Annotated in this window: 25 protein-coding genes and 3 pseudogenes; 13 read left to right on the forward strand and 15 right to left on the reverse strand. The window is 66.1% G+C overall.

The features are described 5' to 3' along the window. Positions 1-93: 93 nt before the first annotated feature. The gene (locus ACFWYM_RS39580; RefSeq protein ID WP_384848716.1) at positions 94-453 is read right to left on the reverse strand and encodes a peptidase inhibitor family I36 protein; all 360 of its coding nucleotides are present in this window, start codon (positions 451-453) and stop codon (positions 94-96) included. Between the two features lie 191 nt (positions 454-644). On the opposite strand from ACFWYM_RS39580, the gene ACFWYM_RS39585 reads away from it, so the two are divergent. Beyond that, complete coding sequence (locus ACFWYM_RS39585; RefSeq protein WP_384848719.1) at positions 645-977, forward strand: hypothetical protein; 333 nt, start codon at positions 645-647, stop codon at positions 975-977. A 538-nt stretch (positions 978-1,515) separates the two neighbouring features. Here the strand turns inward: ACFWYM_RS39585 and ACFWYM_RS39590 are convergent. Beyond that, positions 1,516-1,875, reverse strand: coding sequence for a hypothetical protein (locus ACFWYM_RS39590; RefSeq protein ID WP_384848722.1), 360 nt, complete (start codon positions 1,873-1,875; stop codon positions 1,516-1,518). 507 nt (positions 1,876-2,382) lie between these two features. Between ACFWYM_RS39590 and ACFWYM_RS39595 the strand changes: the two genes are divergently transcribed. Continuing rightward, positions 2,383-2,688 (forward strand): hypothetical protein, encoded by a 306-nt coding sequence (locus tag ACFWYM_RS39595; RefSeq protein WP_384848724.1) that lies wholly within the window; start codon positions 2,383-2,385, stop codon positions 2,686-2,688. Positions 2,689-2,944: 256 nt separating this feature from the next. Here ACFWYM_RS39595 and ACFWYM_RS39600 read toward each other — a convergent pair whose 3' ends face one another. After that, positions 2,945-3,694: an SDR family NAD(P)-dependent oxidoreductase gene (locus tag ACFWYM_RS39600; protein WP_384848727.1), complete on the reverse strand. Its 750-nt coding sequence runs from the start codon at positions 3,692-3,694 to the stop codon at positions 2,945-2,947. 127 nt (positions 3,695-3,821) lie between these two features. Here ACFWYM_RS39600 and ACFWYM_RS39605 point away from each other — a divergent pair, with 127 nt between their 5' ends. The 3 genes from ACFWYM_RS39605 to ACFWYM_RS39615 all read left to right on the forward strand — a co-directional run bounded on the left by ACFWYM_RS39605 (position 3,822) and on the right by ACFWYM_RS39615 (position 5,875). After that, a complete protein-coding gene (locus ACFWYM_RS39605) occupies positions 3,822-4,256 on the forward strand; it encodes an Rrf2 family transcriptional regulator (RefSeq protein WP_384848729.1) in 435 nt (144 codons plus the stop codon). 159 nt (positions 4,257-4,415) lie between these two features. Next, complete coding sequence (locus ACFWYM_RS39610; protein ID WP_384848732.1) at positions 4,416-4,841, forward strand: hypothetical protein; 426 nt, start codon at positions 4,416-4,418, stop codon at positions 4,839-4,841. A 689-nt stretch (positions 4,842-5,530) separates the two neighbouring features. Next, on the forward strand, positions 5,531-5,875 hold the full coding sequence (locus ACFWYM_RS39615; protein WP_384848735.1) for a hypothetical protein: 345 nt from the start codon (positions 5,531-5,533) through the stop codon (positions 5,873-5,875). Between the two features lie 347 nt (positions 5,876-6,222). Here ACFWYM_RS39615 and ACFWYM_RS39620 read toward each other — a convergent pair whose 3' ends face one another. From ACFWYM_RS39620 to ACFWYM_RS39630, 3 genes are read right to left on the reverse strand one after another with little or no spacing between them, the layout of a single operon-like run. Further along, positions 6,223-6,549 carry a DUF1048 domain-containing protein gene (locus tag ACFWYM_RS39620; RefSeq protein WP_384848738.1) on the reverse strand — a complete coding sequence of 109 codons (327 nt, stop codon included), beginning with the start codon at positions 6,547-6,549 and terminating at the stop codon, positions 6,223-6,225. 1 nt (position 6,550) lies between these two features. Beyond that, the gene (locus tag ACFWYM_RS39625; RefSeq protein WP_384848741.1) at positions 6,551-6,907 is read right to left on the reverse strand and encodes a DUF1048 domain-containing protein; all 357 of its coding nucleotides are present in this window, start codon (positions 6,905-6,907) and stop codon (positions 6,551-6,553) included. Next, positions 6,904-7,230: a PadR family transcriptional regulator gene (locus ACFWYM_RS39630; protein ID WP_384848744.1), complete on the reverse strand. Its 327-nt coding sequence runs from the start codon at positions 7,228-7,230 to the stop codon at positions 6,904-6,906. Before ACFWYM_RS39630 ends, ACFWYM_RS39625 begins: the two co-directional genes overlap by 4 nt. A 165-nt stretch (positions 7,231-7,395) precedes the next feature. Between ACFWYM_RS39630 and ACFWYM_RS39635 the strand changes: the two are divergent. Next, positions 7,396-7,611, forward strand: a pseudogene (locus ACFWYM_RS39635) (IS630 family transposase); the annotation flags it as partial. Between the two features lie 163 nt (positions 7,612-7,774). Here the strand turns inward: ACFWYM_RS39635 and ACFWYM_RS39640 are convergent. Further along, on the reverse strand, positions 7,775-8,002 hold the full coding sequence (locus ACFWYM_RS39640; RefSeq protein ID WP_384848747.1) for a hypothetical protein: 228 nt from the start codon (positions 8,000-8,002) through the stop codon (positions 7,775-7,777). Between the two features lie 394 nt (positions 8,003-8,396). On the opposite strand from ACFWYM_RS39640, the gene ACFWYM_RS39645 reads away from it, so the two are divergent. Next, on the forward strand, positions 8,397-9,386 hold the full coding sequence (locus ACFWYM_RS39645) for a hypothetical protein (protein WP_384848750.1): 990 nt from the start codon (positions 8,397-8,399) through the stop codon (positions 9,384-9,386). 591 nt (positions 9,387-9,977) lie between these two features. Here the strand turns inward: ACFWYM_RS39645 and ACFWYM_RS39650 are convergent. Both ACFWYM_RS39650 and ACFWYM_RS39655 read right to left on the reverse strand, forming a co-directional pair. Further along, positions 9,978-10,952: a hypothetical protein gene (locus tag ACFWYM_RS39650; protein ID WP_384848753.1), complete on the reverse strand. Its 975-nt coding sequence runs from the start codon at positions 10,950-10,952 to the stop codon at positions 9,978-9,980. A gap of 135 nt (positions 10,953-11,087) precedes the next feature. Continuing rightward, the gene (locus tag ACFWYM_RS39655; RefSeq protein ID WP_384848756.1) at positions 11,088-11,438 is read right to left on the reverse strand and encodes a MerR family transcriptional regulator; all 351 of its coding nucleotides are present in this window, start codon (positions 11,436-11,438) and stop codon (positions 11,088-11,090) included. Positions 11,439-12,182: 744 nt separating this feature from the next. Here ACFWYM_RS39655 and ACFWYM_RS39660 point away from each other — a divergent pair. The 4 genes from ACFWYM_RS39660 (at position 12,183) to ACFWYM_RS39675 (ending at position 15,925) form a co-directional block, all read left to right on the forward strand. Continuing rightward, entirely contained in the window at positions 12,183-12,476 is a 294-nt protein-coding gene (locus tag ACFWYM_RS39660) for a hypothetical protein (protein WP_384848759.1), read from the forward strand. A 302-nt stretch (positions 12,477-12,778) separates the two neighbouring features. Beyond that, a complete protein-coding gene (locus ACFWYM_RS39665; protein ID WP_384848839.1) occupies positions 12,779-14,302 on the forward strand; it encodes an ISL3 family transposase in 1,524 nt (507 codons plus the stop codon). A 61-nt stretch (positions 14,303-14,363) separates the two neighbouring features. After that, positions 14,364-14,852, forward strand: coding sequence for a DUF4259 domain-containing protein (locus ACFWYM_RS39670; RefSeq protein ID WP_384848762.1), 489 nt, complete (start codon positions 14,364-14,366; stop codon positions 14,850-14,852). A 167-nt stretch (positions 14,853-15,019) separates the two neighbouring features. Further along, a complete protein-coding gene (locus ACFWYM_RS39675; protein WP_384848765.1) occupies positions 15,020-15,925 on the forward strand; it encodes a S41 family peptidase in 906 nt (301 codons plus the stop codon). Here the strand turns inward: ACFWYM_RS39675 and ACFWYM_RS39680 are convergent. The 3 genes and pseudogenes from ACFWYM_RS39680 to ACFWYM_RS39690 form a co-directional block, all read right to left on the reverse strand. Continuing rightward, positions 15,807-16,265 (reverse strand): annotated as a pseudogene (locus ACFWYM_RS39680) (transposase); the annotation flags it as partial. The gene ACFWYM_RS39675 and the pseudogene ACFWYM_RS39680 overlap by 119 nt on opposite strands. A 251-nt stretch (positions 16,266-16,516) precedes the next feature. Next, entirely contained in the window at positions 16,517-17,290 is a 774-nt protein-coding gene (locus ACFWYM_RS39685) for a hypothetical protein (protein WP_384848768.1), read from the reverse strand. Positions 17,291-17,321: 31 nt separating this feature from the next. Then, positions 17,322-18,485: a hypothetical protein gene (locus ACFWYM_RS39690; RefSeq protein WP_384848771.1), complete on the reverse strand. Its 1,164-nt coding sequence runs from the start codon at positions 18,483-18,485 to the stop codon at positions 17,322-17,324. Between the two features lie 195 nt (positions 18,486-18,680). On the opposite strand from ACFWYM_RS39690, the gene ACFWYM_RS39695 reads away from it, so the two are divergent. Beyond that, on the forward strand, positions 18,681-19,022 hold the full coding sequence (locus ACFWYM_RS39695) for a GNAT family N-acetyltransferase (protein ID WP_384848774.1): 342 nt from the start codon (positions 18,681-18,683) through the stop codon (positions 19,020-19,022). A 15-nt stretch (positions 19,023-19,037) separates the two neighbouring features. On the opposite strand, the gene ACFWYM_RS39700 is transcribed toward ACFWYM_RS39695, so the two are convergent. Together ACFWYM_RS39700 and ACFWYM_RS39705 are read right to left on the reverse strand one after the other, a co-directional pair. Next, entirely contained in the window at positions 19,038-19,322 is a 285-nt protein-coding gene (locus ACFWYM_RS39700; protein ID WP_384848777.1) for a response regulator transcription factor, read from the reverse strand. Between the two features lie 97 nt (positions 19,323-19,419). After that, a pseudogene (locus ACFWYM_RS39705) lies at positions 19,420-19,551 on the reverse strand (response regulator); the annotation flags it as partial. Between ACFWYM_RS39705 and ACFWYM_RS39710 the strand changes: the two are divergent. Beyond that, positions 19,544-19,987 (forward strand): protein kinase, encoded by a 444-nt coding sequence (locus ACFWYM_RS39710; protein WP_384848780.1) that lies wholly within the window; start codon positions 19,544-19,546, stop codon positions 19,985-19,987. The pseudogene ACFWYM_RS39705 and the gene ACFWYM_RS39710 sit on opposite strands and share 8 nt — an antisense overlap. Before the next feature lie 231 nt (positions 19,988-20,218). Here the strand turns inward: ACFWYM_RS39710 and ACFWYM_RS39715 are convergent, their stop codons facing one another. After that, on the reverse strand, positions 20,219-21,514 hold the full coding sequence (locus tag ACFWYM_RS39715) for a PAS domain S-box protein (RefSeq protein ID WP_384848783.1): 1,296 nt from the start codon (positions 21,512-21,514) through the stop codon (positions 20,219-20,221). Between the last annotated feature and the right edge of the window lie 198 nt (positions 21,515-21,712).

The raw sequence follows: 21,712 nt of genomic DNA on the forward strand, positions 1-21,712 counted from the left end.
ACGCAGTCTCTGGGGCGCCGGAGGCCCGCACCAACTTGGTGGTGCGGGCCTTCGTGGTGTGCTCGGTCAGTCAGCCGGCGGTCTCCTGGGGTGTTAGCTGGTGACTCGGTAGGCGCTGACCCAGTCGCCGATGCTGTGGTAGCCGCCTCCGTCGATGGTGATCGAACCTCCGGTGCAGTCGGCGTTGTCCCACAGCTCTACCTTGACGTTGTCGCCGTTGGCGCGGGCGGAGCGGATGTGGTCGTTCCAGCCGGCGCCGACGTAGTTGCAGTCCCCGGTGTTTCCGGAGAAGTCCTTGTCCGCTCCGGTCCAGTCCGACTCGGCGTAGGCGTGCCAGCTGCCGACGGAGTTGCCTCCCATTTCGGTGGCGCCGGCCGCGACTGCTCCGGTCATCAGCATCCCGGCGGCGGTCGCGGCGATGGCTGCCGTGCGCAGTTTCCTGCTGGTCAACATTTCTTCCCCCATGTTGTCGGTGAGTGCGGACCGGTTTGCGCGGCCCGCACGGTCCAAGACCGTGTGGCGTGGCGTTGACGGCCTCGCCATCCCTGATCTGTCTGCAGCCTAGGGACGGAACATCAACCCCAGAACCTCGCACTACTGAGGGTGGGAGTGACTCCCCAAGACATCGATGGGGCGACCCGGACATGCCGAGCAACGGTGAGCTCGGCATGTACCTCGTCGGTGAACTGGAGCGCGCGGCGGCGGGCGTTGTCGAGCTGGCTTCCAGGCTTCACCTTCTGGCCGTCGTCCGGGAGCTCGACATGCTTGCGGGGCACGGTCAGGTGTCCCTCACGGGCGCGGAAGGCGGGGGCAGCGGCGAGACCGAGAGTGCGCCGGTCCGCCTGCGTGCGACGCGGCCGCGCGGCCACGGCTCCTCGGACATCGCCGGCTTCCGCGGCATCAAGTCCCGTGAGCAGATCACCCGCTACCTGCGCGACACCCCCCTGACGCCCTGCCCGCTCTCACCCTGCCGCTGATCGTCCACCTGCGTGGGCGGGGCCGCTCGGACACCCACTGGTACGGGATGCGCGCGGGATGCCCGGCCCACGGTTGGTGCGCTCCGAGCGCGTGGACGTCCGTCTCGTCGTTGTGAAGTATGCCGACGGCGGCCGACCGGTGTCGGTATACACCCCAACGTGGCCAGTGAGGTACAGCAATACGTCCCCAACCTGAAGGTGGTCGTGCGCAGGCCGGGGAGCCGGGGCCACCCGACTTCTCAAGGCGCGGGACACGACGGTCCGTCAAGAGCGCCCTATGGGCGTAGCTGTGCGATCGGGCCACGCTACGCCCCGCCCTGGCCCGATCGCCCTGTTCCGAGACTGGCTGGCTATCGGCTGGCCCCGGCCATGCGGTGGTTGAGCAGCCGAGGACGTTCGCGCGTAGCGGGCAGGGGAAGGGCCGCGTACGCCGACAGCCGGCCTTCGAGCGGCGTGCGGGGCGGGTCTTCCCGGTTGGCCTCGTTCGAACTCCTCCGAACCCGCTTCGACACCCAGCCGTGATCAGGAAGGCAAAGAGTCAGGTGAGTAGACGCCGATCTTGCGGATCGAAACAAACAAGGCCGGAGGACCGGGCCAGGTCGGCGGCGAACGAGGCGGTCTCCTGGTACTTGCTAAAGACCATGCCGAAATACAAGAGCGGACCGCTCGCGTTGTTGATCAATGGTCCGTCCGACCAAGGACTCGCGTCCTCATCCTCATCGTCGTCACCTAGGTCAGGCCATCGGGTCACCAGCCCCTCCACGTACTGCTTGATACGTGGAGTCGGCAACTGGCTCTCACCTCTCATGAATCTGCTGTACAGATCCTCGAAGACCTCGAGCGCCGCCGTATTGTGAGCAGGGCTCAGACCGTCCCACACAGCCAAGTCATAGCTCATGGCGGCATTGTGCTGGCCTTCACTGACAGCTCTCTAGCCGAGGACGTGGCTGGTGCCGGTCTGGCCGTCGTCGCCATTCCATATCACTGCCGCCAGCCAGATCGGTGCCCATCCCACATCCTGGCCCGAGTTCCCCGACAGGAGGGCTGCTGCAAGCCGCCACGCGACAGGCAGAGCGGGGGCAGCAGACAGCAGCACGAGCCGCGTTTTCCCGCGGTGACCCGCTCTGGTGTCGAGCCGGCAGCCACCCCGCGACAGCAGGCAACGCCACCAACCCTGCGCATGAGTACCAGTACCTATGGGCTTGCCCGTCACCCCCGGTCTTGGGTGGAAAGTGCGGGCATTCCGCTCACGCCGCTGTATCGGCGCGTGTTCGCGTTGGGCTGGAGAAGCGCAGGGCCTTGCCCTGCGGGCTCCCCCTACATCTCTGTAGTTACCTGGATCGGTGGGAGTCAGACCCGGGTCTTATCACGGGATAGACCTGGGCGTGATGTATCAAACGGTCCGGTGGTCGAGCATGGAGGAACCGCCACGTCGCCGACCAGGGAGCTCGCCGACCGGCTCGGCCTGTTCCTCCAGGGCGAGGAGGCGATGGACCGCATCGACGACGCGGTACGTCAACTGATCGAGGTGCGTGGCCCGGTGGGCGCAGCCGACCTGGTCACCGTCCTGGCCAGCCTCGTCGCCGCGCTGCTGTCCGCGAGCGCCGGACCTGACGGAGATCCGGACGCCCTGTTCGAGGCGGTGATCCGTGCGCAACTGGACATGGCCCGCAGGATGCGGAGGACCGAGCCGGGCCGCGCCGAGGGCTGACGGTGACCGCGAACTGGGCAACGAACGCTTGGACGACGCGGCACGATAGATGACAGGCCCGATCGGACTGAGGGCCAGCAGTGAGCCTCCGCCAACTTGAAGGGGCAGGCCGAAGGGCTGGTGTGACCCGTACTCGGGGGACTCACCCTGGTCGTGGGCGGCAGTCTGCGGAGAAGATCGTTCGTCAGGAGCCGCTCTCCTTGGCGCGCGCCCCGAAGTCGCGATGTCCTCCGGGGCGTGCTGCAGGGGTTCGGGTTCAGGCGTTGTAGCCACCGTGGGCGTCCAGTACTGCGCCCGTGACGTACGACGCGGCGGGGCTGGCCAGAAAGGCGATCGCCGCGGCGATTTCGTCGGGGTGCCCCAGGCGTTGCATGGACAGCGAGCTGACCAGGGTCTTGAGGGTCTCGGGGTCCGGCGCTTCCATGCCGCCCTCCATGATTCCGGCCTCCACGACGTTGGCCGTGATGTCCCGGGGCCCGAGGTCTCGTGCGACCCCCATGGTGTACCTCTCGATCCCTGACTTGGTCGCCGCGTAGTCGGCAGCTCCCGGGACACCGACCCGGGAGCCCACTCCGGAACTCACCGTGACGATGCGGCCGCCCGCGCGCAGCACTCGGGAGGCGGCCCGGATGACGGCGATCACGCCGAGGTAGTTGGTGGCGTGCATCCGGTCCAGTGCGGCAGTGTCGGCGGCAGGATCGTCCACCGTGCCACCCGCGGAGATGGCCGCGTTGTTGACGAGGATGTCCAGGCCGCCGAAGTGCGCGACCACGTCGTCGATCAGCGCCGGCGCCCGGCTCATGTCCGCCTGGTCGGACTTGAAGGCGACGGCCTTGGCTCCCTTGCCGCGCACCTCGTCGACGACGGCCTGCGCCTGCTTCTCGGAGCTGACATAGGTGAAGGCGACGTCGGCGCCCTGCTCGGCCAGCAGTCGTACCGTCGCGGCTCCGAGTCCGCGCGACCCCCCGGTGACCAGGGCGACCTTGCCCGTGAGTGGCTTGCTCATTCTTCTCACCTCGTTGATTGGCCCTTCCCGGCAGTCGCAACGCTAATTGTTACGACAGGCTGTTGCAACCTTAGCTGTTACGACTGTGCTGTCGTAACATGAAGCATTGCGACCGACAGGAGGGACCATGAGCGCCAACAGCAGGCTGACCATCGCCGCCCACGCGCTGGCCTGGATCGGCCTCTACCAGCGCCAGGGCCACGAGGTCGCCACCTCCGAGCAGATCGCGACCAGCGCGAACACCAACCCCGTAGTGATCAGACGGCTGCTCGGCGAGCTGCGCAGGGCCGGGCTCGTGCAGTCCCGGCGGGGCGTGGGCGCGGGCTGGTCGCTGGCGCGCGAGCTGGGGTCGATGACCCTGCTCGACGTGTACGAGGCAGTGGAACCCGGCCCGCTGTTCGCGATGCACCGCACCACCCCGGACCAGGGATGCGTGGTGGGTCACGGCATCCAGCCGGCGATGCAGGGCATCTACGAGGGCATCGAGGAGACCCTGAGACACGAGCTGGCCCGGGTCACGCTTGAGAACGTGCTCTCGGACGTACTCGCGGCACCTCGCTAGCCTCCCCGTTACGCCCTGACATCACCAAGATCCCCATCCGTGCCCAGGCCAGTGAATAGCCTGGCAACCAGTCACGGCAAAGACGGTTGCGCCATCTCTCGCTCCAGGAACAGCTTCTCGGTTCGCACTCACCGTGACCGGGCGGCCTTCTAGGATCCGGTGCATGCTGTATCCCGAGCTGCTGGAACGGATCACCGCGCGGCCGTCCGCCGCTGGCGCGACGAGCTGATCGCCCTGCTCGCCGCGCAGGCGCCGCGCCTGGACCACGCCCTGAAGAAGGGCGCCAGGCAGGGCGGGGAGGTGGTCTTGATCGACGGCACCCTCATTGCCACCCAGCGCCGCACCGGAAAGGCCGACCGGCGAAACCCCTCCGGCAAACACCACCATCACGGCCTGCACTTCCTCGCCCTGACCGACGAGAGGGGTCGGCATCGATCTGGATATCCGCCGCCCGGCCCGGCCGCACCCGCGACAACACCGCCGCCCGCCAGGATCACGTCCTGGCCCACCTGCGCGCCGCCGGCCTCGGGGCCCTGGCGGACCTCGGTTTCCGCAGCCTGGACAGCGACGTACGCAATCCCGTGATCATCACCGGCTTCCACGCCACCCGCAAGGGACGTGCTGGCGGGGGGCGAGGAGGAGGGGGGGGCTGCCCGAATTCACCGACAAGGACGTGGCGGTGTGGCGGGGTCTGGTGCGCCGGGTCGAGGCGAATCACGGGCGCTGCGGAGAGGCGGAACTTGCTCTTATCCATGACACGGTGTTGTTCACCTGGGCCGCGAAAGCCGATGGGTGCCGTCAGCTTGCCGAAGGCGGCGACGCTCTGTTCACCCGCTACGAACCCGACGCAGAGTCTGAGCCAGAAGGTCGGCCGGAGGCAGACAATGGGTCCGGGCCCACGCTCGCGTCTCCGTGGGGGACGGATCGTCACTGCACGCGATGCCGTGCCCAACTCCCCGATGGGCAGCACCGTCACGGGCGCGCGGGGCAACGTGTGCGTGAACTGAGCGGCGAACTCTTGACCTCCTGAAAGTGGTCAGGAGACGGGGTGTGGCGACCAGCGAGGTCAGTCAGCTCAGGCGGGGGCGGATTTGAGCTGTTCACGGCGACGGGCTGGGGTTCGTCCCAGCATCGCCCCCCCTCGGGAAACCTTGGGCCAAAGTGGAACGATCACGTGGTGCTTCGGGCTCGGGCGAAGCGTCTTCCGATGCCGTCGCGTGCGTCCTTAGCGTTCTGTGAGACCGCATAAGCAACACGCAGAGGAGCGTGTTTGCATGTCCCGCGCGAAGAAGACGGCAGGAGCGGCGCTCGTCGCACTGGTCGCCCTGGTCGCCGCAATGTTCCTGGCCGCGCCGGCCCAAGCCGCAGAGCCCGGTGACGACACGGCCACGGTGCAGCAGCCGGCGCCGGGCACAGATGATGTGCAGACCAAGGGCGCAGACGAGTGCACGTTGTACCTGGAGGTCAGGGGCTATGACGTGACTGTGGGCATGAAGTGGGGGTGCTTCACGGGGACGTTCGCCGGAGCCAACGGGTACGCGGCATGTGTCGGGATACTCAAGTTCGAGGACGTGAAGTTGCGCCACGCGGCCCTTGCATGTGGCCTCGCGAAACTCTGACGGATCCGGTGCCCGTTGTTCGCGACGACGAACAACGGGCACCTGCGCATCCCGACACTGCTAGTGCCGCAACAGGCAATGTTTGCCCTGGAGTTCGCGGCGCGCGCTGGCGTCAGTCGTGTCGTCTTGGGGAATGGTGTCGAGCGGTCCGTCGCCGGAGACCTGCTCGCCGGGGGGCGCTGCCAGCGCTGGCGGGGCAGAGCCAGGTCTCGCCGACGGACTCGACCACCTCGGTGGACGGGTCGGCGGCGGCTTCTGGTGTCCGGTCGGCCCGCGGCTGTTCGCGCTGCGCCGAGGTGAACGAACCGCGTGTGCGGGCTATGCCCACGAGTATGAGGCGACGGGTGCTACTTCTCGGCCGTGCCGGGTTTCCCGCTGATGGACTCCTGGTAGACGTCCGCATAGGTGCGTGAGTCCTTGACCAGGTCGTCGCAGAACGCGGCGACGTCCTTGCCGACGAGCTCCAAGACTCCCTTGCCCGCCGCGGCGCCCTCCTCGAAGAAGTCGACGATCCCGGGGAGCAGGGGCCCGTCCATCATGTCGATCGGTCCGACCTTGAACAGGTACTTCTGCATCTCCTTGTAGACGATCTGGTAGTCCGGCGGAAGCGCCTTGACCCGAGCCACGTGTGCCCGCCACTGCTTCTTGCCTTCGATGATGTCTTGGATGCTCACGTCAGCCTCCCAGCCGGCTCAGTTTCCTTGCGACGTTCCTGTTCAACTGCTCGCGCCACCGGTCGCGGTAGGTGCGAGCCCCTTCGCCACCGGCCAGCGCCGTGCAAAAGCCCGGGATGTCGTCGCCGAGCACCTCGTGAACGCCCTGCCCGTCCGCCGCTGTTTCTTCGAGCAGCCCCAGGGCCGCGTCGAGGATCGGCATCAGGTTCCGGCCGGTGAAGTCTCCATGGGGGAAGAGGCCGGCTTTGACCTCTTCCCACGCCGCCCGGTATTCATCTGGCAGGGCCTGAGCCCGGGCTTCGAACGCCTTCCATTCCCTGGTGAGATCGCTGCCTGTGATGGTCTCCCAGAAGTTCATTTCCCGCCCTCCTTGAGCCTGTCGATGCGTGATGAGACGTACTGCCATTTCGTCCAGAACTTCGCCAGTTCGTCACGTCCGGCGTCGTTGAGTGCGTAGAACTTGCGCGGCGGGCCAACCCCGGATGGTCGCTTCGTCACCTGGACGAGCCCGTTCCTCTCCAGTCGCAGCAAGATGGTGTACACCGTTCCCTCGATGACGTCGGTGAAGCCGAGCTCGTTCAGCTGACGGGTGATGGCATACCCGTAGGTTTCCTCGCTGCCGATGATTTCGAGCACGCATCCTTCGAGGGTGCCCTTCAGCATCTCCGTCAGGTCGTCCATCGCGATTCCTCCTCAGCCCAATCGGTACTCCGTACTACCGACTACCGCTATACGGTATCACCAAGTAGTGGCGGATGGCGGTGATCGGCGAACACGGACCGGGCGTTGCGAGCCGCGAAGTCTGGATGGCTGCGCTGAGCGGCGCATGATCGTCATCCTGTCCGGGTGGCGGAACGAGTACGTGTACGCGAGATCGATGATGACGAGGGCAGGCGGCTGCTGCGGATCATCCGCAGGGGCACCGGGGCGTTGGCGACGTGGCGGCGGACCCAGATGGTGCTGCTGTCCGCGCAGGAACTGCCGGTGACGAAGATCGCCGAGGTGTCGTTCACCAGCGACGACCGGGTCCGGGATGTAATCCACAACTTCAACGCCGACGGCCAGTTCACCGCCCTGCGCTACTTCACCCTCGACGGAACCGACCACGCCACCCACAAGGAACAAGGCAGCATGATCCGCCGCTACATCATCTGGCGAAACCGGCACGCCGACGACCGGTGCCTACGCGCCCACGTCGACAGGGCAAACCTTGCCTGATGCGGCACTAGATCCAGTTCGCCCACCCGAAGGTGAAGAGGTATGCCCGCCGCAGCGCGTCCACTCCGCGCCCGCCTCGCAGGAACATGACCAACAGTGTCGCGGGGAACAGCATGGCAAACGCTCCACCAATGCAGGCACCGACCACGGTTCCCCCGGCAAAGCCCGCGACCACACTCACCACGATCACGATCCCCAGTCCGAAGTGCGCGGCAGGCAGGTCAGCACGCAACACCTCTCGCATCGCTCCACGAGCTGTCCGCATGTCGGAGCTATACCGCTCTCGTGCTGCTGCCGGATCAGCTGCGGGGCCCTCGGGCCACTGCTGCACCAATTCATCCCCCTCTCTCTGATCGAGCGATCCCTCCGGGCGGTCCCAAATCGAGCCGCCCGACGGGGCCACACTACGACGCCCCAGCTTCACCGATCATCCACAAACCGGGCCCGACTCAACTCGCCTCGGTGGGGCCGCTAGTGAACGCCGCAGCCAGCGACGGCTCTGCCCCTGTGCTGTCGAGTTGGAGGGTCTGAACGGGGCCTGCGTTGAACATTTCGTGGAGCCCCGCCCGCCAACGCCCTCCCGTGGTTAGGGTCGCCGTGACCACGCCAGTCGACTCAAGGGGGTACATATGGCAGTGCCACGCACTCTGGAGGATCTGCGCCGCCTGGCGGAAAACGGGGATGAGGGGGCAGCGTTCTTACTCGCCGAGTCGCACATCGAAAAGGGGCGCCATAGCAAGGCACTGAAGACCTTGGCCCCGCTGGCCAAGGCAGGAAACGGCCGCGCCCTGAAGAAGTTTACTGACCTGACACTCTCGCTCGCCCGTACCGACTCCCGTTACCAGCCATCGGCCGAAGCTCTGCTGCGGAGCCAGAACCTTCTCCGGCGGCTGGCTCACGAGATGCGGTCCTGGACGGGCAGAAGAGACGAGGCACACGAACTCCTCGTCACGCTGGCCGTGGAGAAGGGGGACGCGGATGCGGCCGCCGACCTGGGCACTTTCTACAGTCGCGACACCCGGGATGCTGTGCAGTGGCACTGCCTGGCCATCGAGCTGGGGTCGCCCTTCGACTGGCGCGAGCTTGACCATCTTCTGGGCATCCTGTCCCAGGAAGGGAACGGGGATGACGAGCTGATCGACCGGGCTCGCCGCGCAGTGCAGGCCGGGGAGGAAGCGGCGAAGGCGCAGGAAAAAGAGTGGGAAAGGGGGAACCGTGCACGGGGGGACGACCGTGACCCGGACACGGTGGCCATCGATCTGGGGGTGGATGATGCGGCGGTGATCGTGGGGACCGCGGCCGCTGTTCCCTTCGTTCAGGCCCTCGCGACGCAGGCGGGAAATGATGTCTACGCCTGGGTTCGGCGGCTCTTCGGCCGCGCTGTGGGGCGCGAGAGCGAGGAGCTGACCGAGAGCACCACTACGGAAGCGGCCCTGTATGTCGTGGGGGAGCCCCAGACCAACACTTGGCTGGAGATGCGCGGCCGCCCTACGGATGAGGCTCTGGCCAAGCTCGCAGAGACGGACCTGGAATCCCTCGCCGCAGCTGACCGACATGGGCGGGCCGTCATCGTCCGATGGGTCCCCGAGGCTGGAGAGTGGCAGCGGCGGGTGGAGTAGCCCGGGGCGCCGCAGGCAGGATCCTGCGATCTTGCCGCGCCGGAACTCAGGGATCGCGTCACGGTGCCAGTTGCCGCTCCCAGGTGACATCTATCGCTCACAGTCACAGGAGGGGCGATTGTGTGGGACGTCGTCGTTGTCAGTGCCGCCCGTCATGATGTTGCCCATGGCGATCACGATGAAGAGCTACCGGCTGCGGTAGACCGACCCGCAGAAACGCAGGCACGTTTTCGGGTGTCTTCCCTGTCAAGTAGTCCTGTTCAGAGGACGGTCAGCTCCTCGGACGGTCTGGGGCAGGACCCTGCCACTCATCAGACGATCTGAGGCAAGAACCCTCCGCGCGCGGCCCTTGCGGAGGCTCTGCTGGACGAGGTCCCCGCTCAGGTACGGGGACCTCGTCCACCCGCCGTGTCCGGCGGGGTAGTTGCTCTACCTCAGCCCTCGCCGATCTGCTCGGCAGGGTGTTGTCCCGGTAGCGCCTGCGTTGCGTGCAGCACGACGCCGTAGTTGCGGGTTGTCATGGCGGGCACAGGTACCGTGTTCGGTGTGTGGAGGGCGCGGCCGATTGCAGCGCCTAAAGCCGTGCCTTAGTCAGGAGCAATATATCGCTCGCCCGATCATGGAGCCGAGCTTGGCTCCCCACTGTCCGGATTTGTATCCTTCGCCGCTGATCGGGTCCTTCTGGAGGTCGCGATAGATCTCGCACAGCTGCTGGCGGCTGTGGTCTGGTGTGGAGTTCAGGGCGTGGCTGATCACGTCGTTAGCATGGCCCTTATCCTTGTCGGTGCCAGGGTAATTATCGGGTGCGGAAACAAAGTCCGTATCAATGATGCCGCTGACTATCGCGGTGGTGTATTTCCTCAGCTTGGCGTTGGCTCCAGCTGCTGGCCGACTTGCGTAAACCTGGTCAAACATGTATTTGACGAATTGGTCCCCGTCTGCGCCGGGTGAGCTAGGGAAGGTGGTGTCGTCCCACCCTTTATATCCGTGGAGGTAGTAGATTCCAGTGCCGTATGTGTAGTACAGCATCTCGTTGACCCTGAGGCGAAGCTCCTTGGCGTCGTATTCGGCGGGCTGCCGAACGGCTATATTCATAAGGTAGTTCCAGTCCTCGTTAAGCCTGTACGGACTGTAGAAGTCCTTGGGCAGGTTGGATTTAGCCTTGGGCCTGAACCCTTCCTTCTTGTCTATCTGGGCCCAGTACATGAGAGCGGTCGAAGCTCCCGTGGCCTTGTACGTGCTTTCATCGTTGAGCGCAGAGGGCCAGTCCCTCGGCCCGTAGTACTCGGTGAGGGGCCATCCGTCAGCCGTTGACGTTTCATCGGACTTCGGGGAGTTTCGAGGAGATTTGTTGTTCTTCTCGTTATTCTCCCTTTGTCGGGCTGCGCTGTCACGGCACTTCTTCCACTCGTCCGCAGTCTTCACCTTTCCTGCGAAGATGGCAGCACAAAGTTTTGTGTCATGCTCGTTTTCCTGTTCCGCTGACGCTGCCGCCCCTGTGCATATGGATGCAAGCAGAATGCTTGCCCCTGCGGTTGCGGTAGCGCGCAGTATGGTCTTCTTCATGAATTGCCTTTCGTTTCTGGCCGCACCTTTATCACCCAACCGCCTTGCGGGGGGATTAGATGCGTGTGGGCTGCAGAGTGCGCATGCGGCGATGCTCAGGCGTTCCGTAAACCAGGTGATGACCTCTGTGGCACCTTAGGATTTGCACTCGCCGGAGTGGGCTAGATATGCGCATAGGATGCTGCGACTGTGGAGTAGAGATTCCATCTTTCGCTGCACATTGGCGCTCTCGACGCGGACTATTGCAGCAGCTTCAGCTGGAGGGAAATATGCCGCGCCCGGGCAGGGGAGAACGATCCGGATCACTCGGGTGGACAGCCCTGCATCCAGAAGCTCTCTGATCTGCAGCACCCTGCTGATCAAATCCTCGCCAAATACGCGGTATCCGTTGCCCGACCTCTCCGGGTGGAGTAGATCCTGCTCCTCGTAGTAGCGCAACAGTCGAGGCGAGACACCGGTTCGCCGAGAAAGATCGCCGATCCTCATGGTGTTCCTTCCTGTCTAGGTGCTGCGATTGATGAAGCTCTGGTGACGGCTTTGAGAGTGCTCTGGCGTCGTGGTGCCATCCGTCACACCGCTCTGGCTGGCATCTGGATACTCAACTCTCAGGCGGGGCAACTGAGATGAATATATGGGTTCACATCGGTGTGACAGCAAGATCCTTCATGTGGCATATGTCCGTAGTGATGGCTGTCACGATGGGTGACAGCGTTCGCACCAGACGGTGCCCTCTGTTCAGCCCAGCGGGGTGGGTGTGACCAAGCGCGGCAACTGGCTCCGTCATCCCCCGGCGATCTGGGGGGTGAGCGTCGAGTTGAGCGCGATGATTGTCACCGTCTGAGCGCCGAAGTGGTCACCAGGGCGCGCACCAGCGCGTGACACCCAGGCGAAACACGCCGCACAGAGACCGGCACCGACTCCTACCGCCTTGCCCACACCCGCGGCGAGGCCGGGCAGCCAGCTGGCACCTGACAGAGGAAAGAAGCGCCTTGCGGCCTGAGCCGGGGAGCACAGATGATCGGCCCATGCCCCATGCGTCGAGGCACCTTCGACAACGTCCCTTTGACCACCCTCTTCCCTGCCTTGTCGTCCACTGACGTGCAGTCCCTGCAGCATGCGGCCCGTGCCGTTGACGGGGCTCGAGCACGTGGAGAGAGAACAGAGTGGGAATGGGAACTGCAGCACGTGGTCTTCCGGGGCCCGGAGTCGGGGACACCCATCATCCTTGGCTTGAATGTTATTGAGCATGGGGACGGAATTGACCAGCTGGAGTTCCTACTCCAGGTCGTATGGACGGAGCAAGGTCAACTCGCCGTCGATGCGGCAGTCAACGTGGCCTGCTGGTGCGACACCGAGCACGCCACCCATGACATCGACGCTGTCAGAGTTGTCGTCGACGACGAGACCTCAATGGTCAGTGCCTTCCAATCCGGCACCGAGCGTGTGACCGGGTGGCTGGCCGATCCTCGGGACGCGGAGTACTGGCGTGCTCGGGCAGGACTGCCCGTCCGTCGACCCGAGTGAGGGGGCGCGTTCGCAAGTAGGCCGCCAGCAAGGCATGACGTCCCACGGTGTTGCTGAAACTCATCAACATTGCCGGCACCGGCCCGCCCACCCGTTGCCGGAACTCAGGCTCTGGCCCACTTGGTGTGGTCGCGTGCGTAGCGTGACTGTCGATCTCCTCGGGCCGCTGGCTGAGAAAGCCCGAAAATCGCCCGGCCGGTGTGCCGAGTGGCCGACAGGGCTGCTCCGTGAACGAAGTACGGCCGCAACTCGAAGAGTTGCTGTTCTCCTCACGGGAGAACGTGTTGGTGAAGTCGGTCGAGGTGACCGACACGGTCGTCCGGGTCGGGGCCCAGAGCACGGTCCCACAGGCGGCTTGCCCGGGGTGCGGGTGCCAGTCAGGACGAATACACGGTTCCTACCTGCGGTTTCCTCAGGATCTCCCAGCAGCAGGCAAGTTCGTTGTGGTGGCGTTGAGAGTGCGGCGGTTCGTCTGCGCAGAGGAGTCTTGCCCACGCAGGACCTTCGTCGAGCAGGTGCCGGGGCTCACCCGCCGCTTCGGCCGACGAACGGAACGGTTGCGATCGATACTCGTCTCGGTCGGTCTCGCGCTCGCGGGCCGGGCCGGGGCCCGGATGACGGATACCTTCGAAACGCCGGTCAGCCGGAACACCCTGCTGAGACTGGTCACTTCCCTCCCAGAGCCGCCCGTCGCCGCGCCCCGCGTCATCGGAGTGGACGAGTACGCCCAGCGCAAGGGCCGTATCTACGGGGCCGTGCTCGTCGACGTCGAAACACGACGCCCCATCGACCTCCTGCCGGACCGGGAGGCGGACACGCTCGCGGCCTGGCTCGCCGAGCGACCCGGCATCGAGATCATCCGCCGCGACCGTGCTCCCTTCTTCGCCGACGGCGCGACCCGGGGCGCCCCACAAGCCCTCCAGATTGCCGACCGGTGGCACCTGTGGCACAACCTGGGCGAAGCCGCCGAGAAGTGCGTCTACCGGCACCGCGGCTGCCTGCGCCCCATGCCCGCGCCGCCGGACGAACCGCAAGAGGAAGCGGAGCCGACGGTGTCGTCACCCTGGCCGACGGGCCACCGGTTCGCCGAACGAACCCGTGCCAAGCACGCGACCGTTCACGCACTCCTGGCCGCCGGACACAGCAAACGGTCCGTGGCCCGGCAGCTCGGCACGGGCCTCAACACCATCGTGCGCTTCTCCCGCGCCAGCACCCCGGAGGAACTGTTCACCGGCCAGTGGCAGAACCGCGCGACCAGGCTCGATGCCTTCAAGCCCTACCTCGACCAACGCTGGCGGGACGGCTGCACCAACGCCTGGAAGCTATGGAAGGAGATCAGCGAACAGGGCTACCCGCACGGTTACAGCAGCGTCCGCGACTACGTCAGGAAGACCCTGCGGGGCGAGCCCCAGCCCATCGGGCCCCGGCCACCGTCGGCCCGCGCCGTCGCCCGCTGGATCCTCACCCACCCCGACGCGCTCACAGAACGCGACCGGCTCCAGCTCGAGGCGGTCCTGGCCAGCTGTCCCGAACTGACGGTGCTCACCGAGCACGTCCGCAGCTTCGCCCACATGGTCACCGAGCTGGAGGGCGAACGACTGCCGGAGTGGATCGAGTCCGCTCGCGCTGCCACCGATCTGCCCAGCCTCAGCCGGTTCGCTCAGCACCTCGAACGCGACCTCGACGCGGTCATCGCCGGCCTCACACAGCCGTGGAACTCAGGCGTCGTCGAAGGCCACGTCAACCGGATCAAGATGCTCAAGCGTCAAATGTTCGGCCGGGCAGGATTCGAACTCCTCCGTAAACGAGTCCTCTTGGCCACGTGAGCGTTGTCAGTGGCTGCTGAAATGCTGGCTTCGTCCGCGAGAGCGATACCAGGAGCCGTGCATGGGAACGTGGGGAACAGGTCCATTCGACAGCGACCTCGCTGCCGACTTCGTCGATGAACTCGAGGGACTAACCCCCCAGAAGGTCATCAAAGTGCTCGAGCAAGCACTCCAGCGAGTCACGGGTTCCGGAGCACACGTGGATAGCGGCGACGGCACCGAAGCGGTGGCCGCTGCGGCTCTCGTTGCCAGCACAATCCCGGGCAGCGGGATTGTGATCGACCCTGATGACGGCCCCAGAGAACCTCTGCCGCAGCTGCCGTCGGCTCTCCGTACAGCAGCCGTGCTCGCTCTGCAGCGTGTGCTCCAAGACGGATCAGAAATGCTGACCGGCTGGGTGGACAGTGCCGACGCCGCTCAGTGGCGCCACGAAGTCCAACGGATCACGGAGGCCCTGGGACCGCTCGGGCACGATCAGGAGCCGCGCCACAAGAAGTGGACCAGAGCCCGTACTCATGGACAAAGCCAGCGCTCAACTGTCCTTCGATAGCAGGAAGAATTGCGCGCAGCGCGCTGATCTGGGGCGATTGGGTAGGGTGTTGATGGGTGCGGCTTGTCCGAGTACGCCGGGTCTGCTGGTCTCATGAGGTTGGTGCCGCTAGGTGGAACAGGCGGGTCCTCTGCAGATTTCGCAAGATCGGTGCTCTACTCCCTGCCATGACGACTCATACAAAGCTTGCGTCGGCCTGTGTCATCGACGACACAGCCCGGCTCGTGACGGAGCACTACGCTTTCCCTGAAATAGCCGGGCAGCTCGCCGGCCTGCTGCAACGACGCCTTGCCGAAGGCGCCTATGACGTCGACGGAGCCGAGGAGCTGGCCGGGCTGGTCACCACAGACCTGCAGTCGGTCAACGGCGACCAGCACCTGAGCCTGAAGTACCACGCCGACCAGGTGCCTCCCAAGCAAGGAGCGGCCGTCATGGGGGCCATGCGCCGGGACTTCGACACCTCACTGGGCGGTGTGCCCCGGGTGGAATTGCTCGACGAAGGGGTCGCCGTCGTGGAGCTGGCACCGATGCTGTTTCCACTGGAGTGGACCGCCCAAGCGCTGAGCGCCGCGCTCACCCTGGCCTCCCGAGCCCGGGCACTGATCGTGGACCTTCGCGCCAACCTGGGCGGCGACCCGGATACGGTCGCCTTCATCTGCAGCTACCTACTGGACGAGCGCACCCACCTCAACACCATGTACTGGGGCGAGCGTGAGCGCACCGAACAGTCCTGGACCCTGCCGCACGTACCCGGCGCGCGCTTCGGTGGCAGCAAGCCGTTGTACGTACTGTCCAGCAGCCAAACGTTCTCTGCCGCCGAAGAGTTGGCGTACGACCTGCAGCAACTCGGCCGCGCCGTTGTCGTCGGCGAGCCCACCCGCGGCGGCGCGCACCCGCGAGACGGTTGGACGGTGCATCCGCACCTGGAAGTCAGCATTCCAGTGGGCCGTGCCATCAACCCTGTCTCCGGAACGAATTGGGAAGGCGTCGGTGTGCAGCCGGATGTCCCTTGCCCTGCTGCCGACTGCCTCGAGCGCGCGCATGCGCTGGCCCTAGCCCGGCTGACAGGCTGAACCAGTCCAACTCACCGACAGCACTGCGTGCAGCGCGGTCGATCTGGGGTGGAGGGTCTAGGTGATGTCGTGGACGTTGGTGGCGGTCGTGGTGACGTGGAGCGGGGTGGATGTGGGAGCCGTCCACACAGGCGCGACTCCAGTCGAGCTTGCCAGCCGCGTGCAGTTCCGAGAGCAGGAGGTGGTGCAGTTGCTCGAAGACGCCGGCCTTCTGCCAGCGGTCCAAGCGCCGCCAGCATGTCTGTCCGGAGTCGAACCCCAGCTCCAGCGGCAGGAGTTGCCAGGCGATGTCCTGCCTGCAGGACGTAGAAGATGCCCTGCAGGCACAGCCGGTCCTCCACCGGCTTCGGCCCTGGTGACCGCTCGGGTCAGGGCGGGAGCAGCGGTTCGATCCGCGCCCACAAGGCGTCGTCGACGATCCACGGTCGAGTTGTCACACGACGCGAACGGCCAGATCATCACATCGGTCACGCCCGACCAGGACACCTTCACAAGATCCTGTTACGAGCTCTAACGTTCGCACTCCGACCAGGAGGGTGCCGCCGCATTCCCGCATCTTCCGTTCACCGGTCAACGGAAGCCAAGGAGCGACTAGTGGATGAGCCCGCCTACCGGCACGATCAACGCATCGGCGCGGGCCCCCAGTTTCGCGGCGATCCCGTCGCGCAGCGGCCCGTACACTTCGTCGTTGAGATGAAGTATCTGTGACCCGCGGAAGAATGCGGCGTCGGCATAGAATTCCGTACGCAGCAGCCGCCCGATCTCTGAGGCTTCATCCTCGACCCGGAAACGGAATCTGGCGAGCCGCACGACTACAAGACCGTCCGTCTCGTCTACGGCGGCAACCTGGAAATTCCCGGCTCGTTCGGCATGGCTCTCCTTTTCGAAGAGTTCCGCCGCTGGATCTTCTTCAGGGAGCGCTGTAAGAACCTTCAGCGCCGTGGTCACCCGTTCCATCGACGGTGCATCGGATATACGGGCGAGCAGTTCCAGGATCGCGGGACCCAAACGATAGGGGAATTTACGGGGAATGTATCGGGTGAGCCCTTCGTGTTCCTTGATGACCCAGCCGACCCGTTCGAGGGTTTCCCCGTACGAGCGGTACCAATTCCCCGCGTCGGCATGTCGGTCGTACTTCTTGTTGGCCACCAGCTGAGCCAGGAGAACGGAATGGAGCACATCTCTTCTGTGCCCTTCGGAAACCGCGGCCGAGAGGACGACTAGAGCGCCACCGTCGACCGCGGCTCCCGCACCGCCCCGCGGGACCGGGAGCAAGGGGCCCGGTGCTACGGGTTCAGGCCCCAGGTCCCAGTCCGTCACTGCATCCAGCGCCGCCAGGCGCTCCTGCTCGGACTTGTCCATCACGAGGTCAGCTTCCGGGTATCCGTCCGGCGCCCTAGATCTCCAATTCGTCGATGAATTGATTGGCCTTGTCACCGAGCTTGGCGATGACCGCCGCGCGGACCTGCGCGTACACGTCCTCGTTGAGCACCAGCGTCTGCCCGGCCTGGTACATCGTCGTACTGGCGCGCGGGAAGCTGAAGAACAGCACGCGCGTGACGCGTTCGTTGGTCTGGAAGTGGAACGCGCCGATCTTCATCACAACGGTGTCGCCGGCTGAGACGCCGCACGCCGCGATCTGGAAGTTGCCCAGATTCGCGCTGTGCGAGCTGCTCTCGAAGAGCACCACGCGACGGTCCCTGTCCGTCAGGGCGTTCAGCGCCGCGATGGCGGCCTTCGCCACAGCGACTTCGCGGCCCGTGGCGATGGCCTGGAGCAGCGCGATGGCGGCCCGGTCCACGGTGAACCGGGAGCCGGCCGCCGAGAGCCTGGCGAACGAGAAGGACGGCACGACCCAGCCGACCTGCTCGAGCACTGACCGGTAGAAGCCGTACCACCTGGCGGTGTCCTTCTCCCTGTCGAACTTTTTGTTCGCCGCGAGCTGCGCGAGCAGCGTCGAGTTGAGGACATCGGACTTCTGCTGGCCGTTGAGGCCGTCGGTGAAAGCGACGATGGATCCCGCGACAACCGCCGCCGACTCTTCTTCCGCCTGCAGCGCCATGCCTGCGGGAAAATAGCTCATTTCCGGAAGTTCGAGCTCGAGACCCTCGATGAACTGGAGTGAATCAGCGACCCTTTGTTTCTGTTCGACTTCAATGTCGGAAGACGTCACAATGCCCCCTTGGCGAATCCGGCTGGCGCCGCTCAGCGGCGCGATAAATGGCGGAGTGAACTCCGCTGGTGCTCCTTTGGTGCGCGAGCAGTCCCCCATCGGCCAGTGCAATCCACTGGTGAGTGCCAATACTCCATGCCTGCCCAGGGAACCGTCAAGAGCACAGAGAGGCAATGACCGGAACTTGCCTCGAAAATATGACGGGCGGATCGGGTGCGAAAGGGAAAGGCCCCGGGGGCTGAGGCGGTCGCAGGTATCGCACGCGACGACGGGGACTTTGGAGGCGCAACGATCGAGGGCTTCGGCCAGCGTGGCTTTCCTGCGAAGAGGCAGCAGATATTCACCGCCCTTGGGAAAGGCTGGCCGACACGGCTCGCTCTGGTTCATGTCCGCCGAAGTTTCGGAATCTCTGTTCACTCCTGCACTGTCCGACCTGTGCACCAAAAGCCCCTAACACCCGCAACAAGGAGACTGGTTGATTCAGAAACCGCATTTGAGTCATGCTCGCGGGTCTGCTGAGGCTGGTTGAATTCGATGCCCCACGGGTCGTCCCCGGCGACGTGCTGTCGCTCGACGACGTCCATGCCCGCCCGCGCCAACCGCAACCACATGGAGGTCGCCTACCTCGGCGACGTCCTGATCGGCTGCACCACCGTGCGCCCGCCCACCAAGGACAACGGCGCCACGGCGACGGTCATCGCCCGTGTTCTGCCCGAGCACCGCCGCCACGGGCTCGGCACCCGACTCTACGAACGCACCCTGGGCCAGGCCCGTGCGCTGGACGCTCAGGTGATCGAGACCGTTGTGCTCGCGTCCAACCCAGACGGGCTGCGCTGCGCCGAACAGCACGGCTTCGTCGAGCTCGAACGCTATCTGCTGCGCGAGGGCGACACCGTCTCCTGGATCGACCTACGTCTGAGCTGATCCGCCGGACATGCCTCAGTCCACGAGCCCCGCATGGTGCGCCAGGATCGCCGCCTGGACGCGGTTGGTGAGGGAGAGCTTCGACAGGATCCGGCTGATGTGGGTCTTTGCGGTGGCCTCGGTCGCGTGCAGGGCCTCGGCGATACCCGTGTTGGAGAGGCCGCCGCTCAGAGCGATCAGGACCTCGCGCTCCTTTTCGGTCAGGGCCTCCAGGCGGCTGCGGGCCTCGGACCGAAGGCGCCGCCGCTCGGCGGAGGGGCCGTCGTCCTCCGTGAAGCGGCGGATGAGGCGGCGGGTCACCTTCGGGGGAGAGCATCGCGTCGCCGCGGGCCGCGCTGCGCACCGCAGCGATCATGTCATCCGCGGTGGCGTCCTTCAGCAGGAAACCGACGGCCCCGTGACGTAGTGCTGTCTGGACGTATTTGTCCAGGTCGAAGGTGGTCAGCACGACGACGTGCGGTGGGCGGGGCGAGCGGGTGAGGCGCTCCGTGGCGGTCAGGCCGTCGGAGCGGGGCATTCGAATGTCCATCAGGACGACATCCGGCTCCAGGGACGTGTTGCTCACTCCGGATGGCAAGGTGCTGCTCGCGGACTTCGGTATCGCCGTGGGCCGAACGGATGCGAGCCTGACGGCCACCGGCATGGTCATCGGCTCGCCGGGATACATGGCACCCGAGCGACTACAAGGGCTAGAGGCCGACGGACGGGCTGATCTCTTCTCGCTCGGGGTGACCCTCTACGAGGCCGTCGAAGGAGTTCTCCCGTTCCCGCCGGGCAACCCCACCGCCGCTCTGACTGAGCCTCCCCGCCCTCCGCGCCGCGCAGGCCGACTGACCCGGTTGATCACCGGACTGCTGGAAAGGGACCCAGACAAACGCCCTGCTGCCACGCAGGCGTTGGCGATGCTCGCTCCCACCCCCAGGACCGCTACTGCCCCGGACGAGCTCATCCGCCAGGGGACCTGAACATGTGGTGGATGGCGTTCGGGACTCATGAAGGCAACCGCGCCGGGCTGCCCGGGTCCTGGCTGCTGCGCCGCAGCCAGGAATCGACGAACTCGGCGGCATGCCCGGCGGGGTTGGCCACGGGCGAGACCTGTGCGCTGCGGGTCGGGTCGGGGCGTGGCCGCGACCGTCGCGGACGGCTGCAGCGCGGCGATCGCCGGCGCGAGCGGCGTGGGTTGAAATCTCCGGACGTCAGACCGTGCTCATCGGATGCCCCGCCGTGGCCGAGCGCGGGGGCCAGGCGGCGGGGGAGAGGATGCCGAGGACGTAGGCGCGTGCGACGAGGGAGGGGCGGGTGGCGGCGTCCAGGAGGTCGCGCAGGCGGCCCAGGTGGTAGTCGATCGTCTGCCGGGACAGCTTCAGTGAGGTGGCGATGTCGCTGTTGCTGCTGCCCTGCGCCAAGAGGGTGAGGATACGGATCTGCGCGGCGGTCAGGGACGGGTGGGCCTCGTGGGCGAGGCTCTGGTGCGTGACGACGGCCCAGACGTGCCGGGCCCGGTCGGCGGAATGGCCCACTGTCGTCAGGTGGAGCCGAGCGCGGCGCTGTAGCCCCTGCGTACCGTCGAGGGTCACGTGGGTCTCGACCCGTCTGGTGCGCCGGGCTATGAGCCCCCGCCATCTGCGGTGCAGCCGGTCCAGGTCGGGAGTGGGCGCAAGCAGCGTGTGCGCCCGGCGGCCGACCAGGTCGGGCAGGGCGAGGCCGAACAGCTCGGCGGCCGCTGCGCTCGCCTCGACCACACGACCGCAGGCCGAGAGGAGTGCGCAGGGCAGGCCGGTGTGGTCGCGCAGCGCCTGCAGGTGCTCCTCGGCCTCTTGGCGCTGGGCCATGGCCCGGAGGTGGTCGGTGATGTCCACGTAGATTCCCGCGACGCAGGTCTGCCCATTCTCCCGGACGGGGAAGCGGTGGCCGATGGCGTGGCCCGCGCTGCCGTCCGGTCGGCGGTAGTGAAGGGTGTGGCGCACGGGCGTGCCCCGGGTCAGGATCTCCTGGTCGAGTGCGCGGAAGTGGACGGCCTCCGTAGGGGCGTCGAAGTCCTCGATACACCGGCCGGTGAGCTCCTGGGCTGTGGTGCCGTACAGGTGTGCGTAGGCGTGGTTGGCCCAGAGGTAGCGTCCGTGCCGGTCCCGGATGAATGCGGCCGCCGGGGCGAGGTCGGCGAGGTCGGCGAAGGCGGCGTACCGGCGCGGGGCTTGGGGGTGGGTGGCGACCTCCACGGCCAGGCCGCGGGTTGGGCGGTGCGCGCGGGTGGCGTCCCTCGGACAGCTCACGTTGAAGGTCCGGCCGTCGAACCGGGCCAGCCAGCGGCCGTCCCGCGGCGGATGCCCCGGATCCGCGACGTGCTGGCGGATCCGGTCCAGGAAGCGCTGTGCCGTACCGGTGTCGGCGAAGGCTCCGCCGCCCTTCTCCCGCACCTGCCAGGGCTGGTCGGCCTCCCACCAGAACACGGGAAGTTCCTCGAGCAGAGCCTTGAGGCTGGAATCGTCCACAGCTGTTTCTCCGTCTGTATACGTGTGGTTGACGCACAGTCACCACGCGATGCGTATCCCGTCCTCTGCTCGCGCATGCTCGGTTCTCGGCCGAAGTGGCTCCGCAAGCAAGGGAGTTCGTGGGCGGGCCGTACGTGTTCGCGACGCGTGCCGTGGGGCCGACTCAGGCATTTGCCTGAACGCCGGGCCTCCGGGATG

Origin of the sequence: Streptomyces sp. NPDC059009, from assembly GCF_042740175.1 — a bacterium.
Lineage (GTDB): Bacteria > Actinomycetota > Actinomycetes > Streptomycetales > Streptomycetaceae > Streptomyces.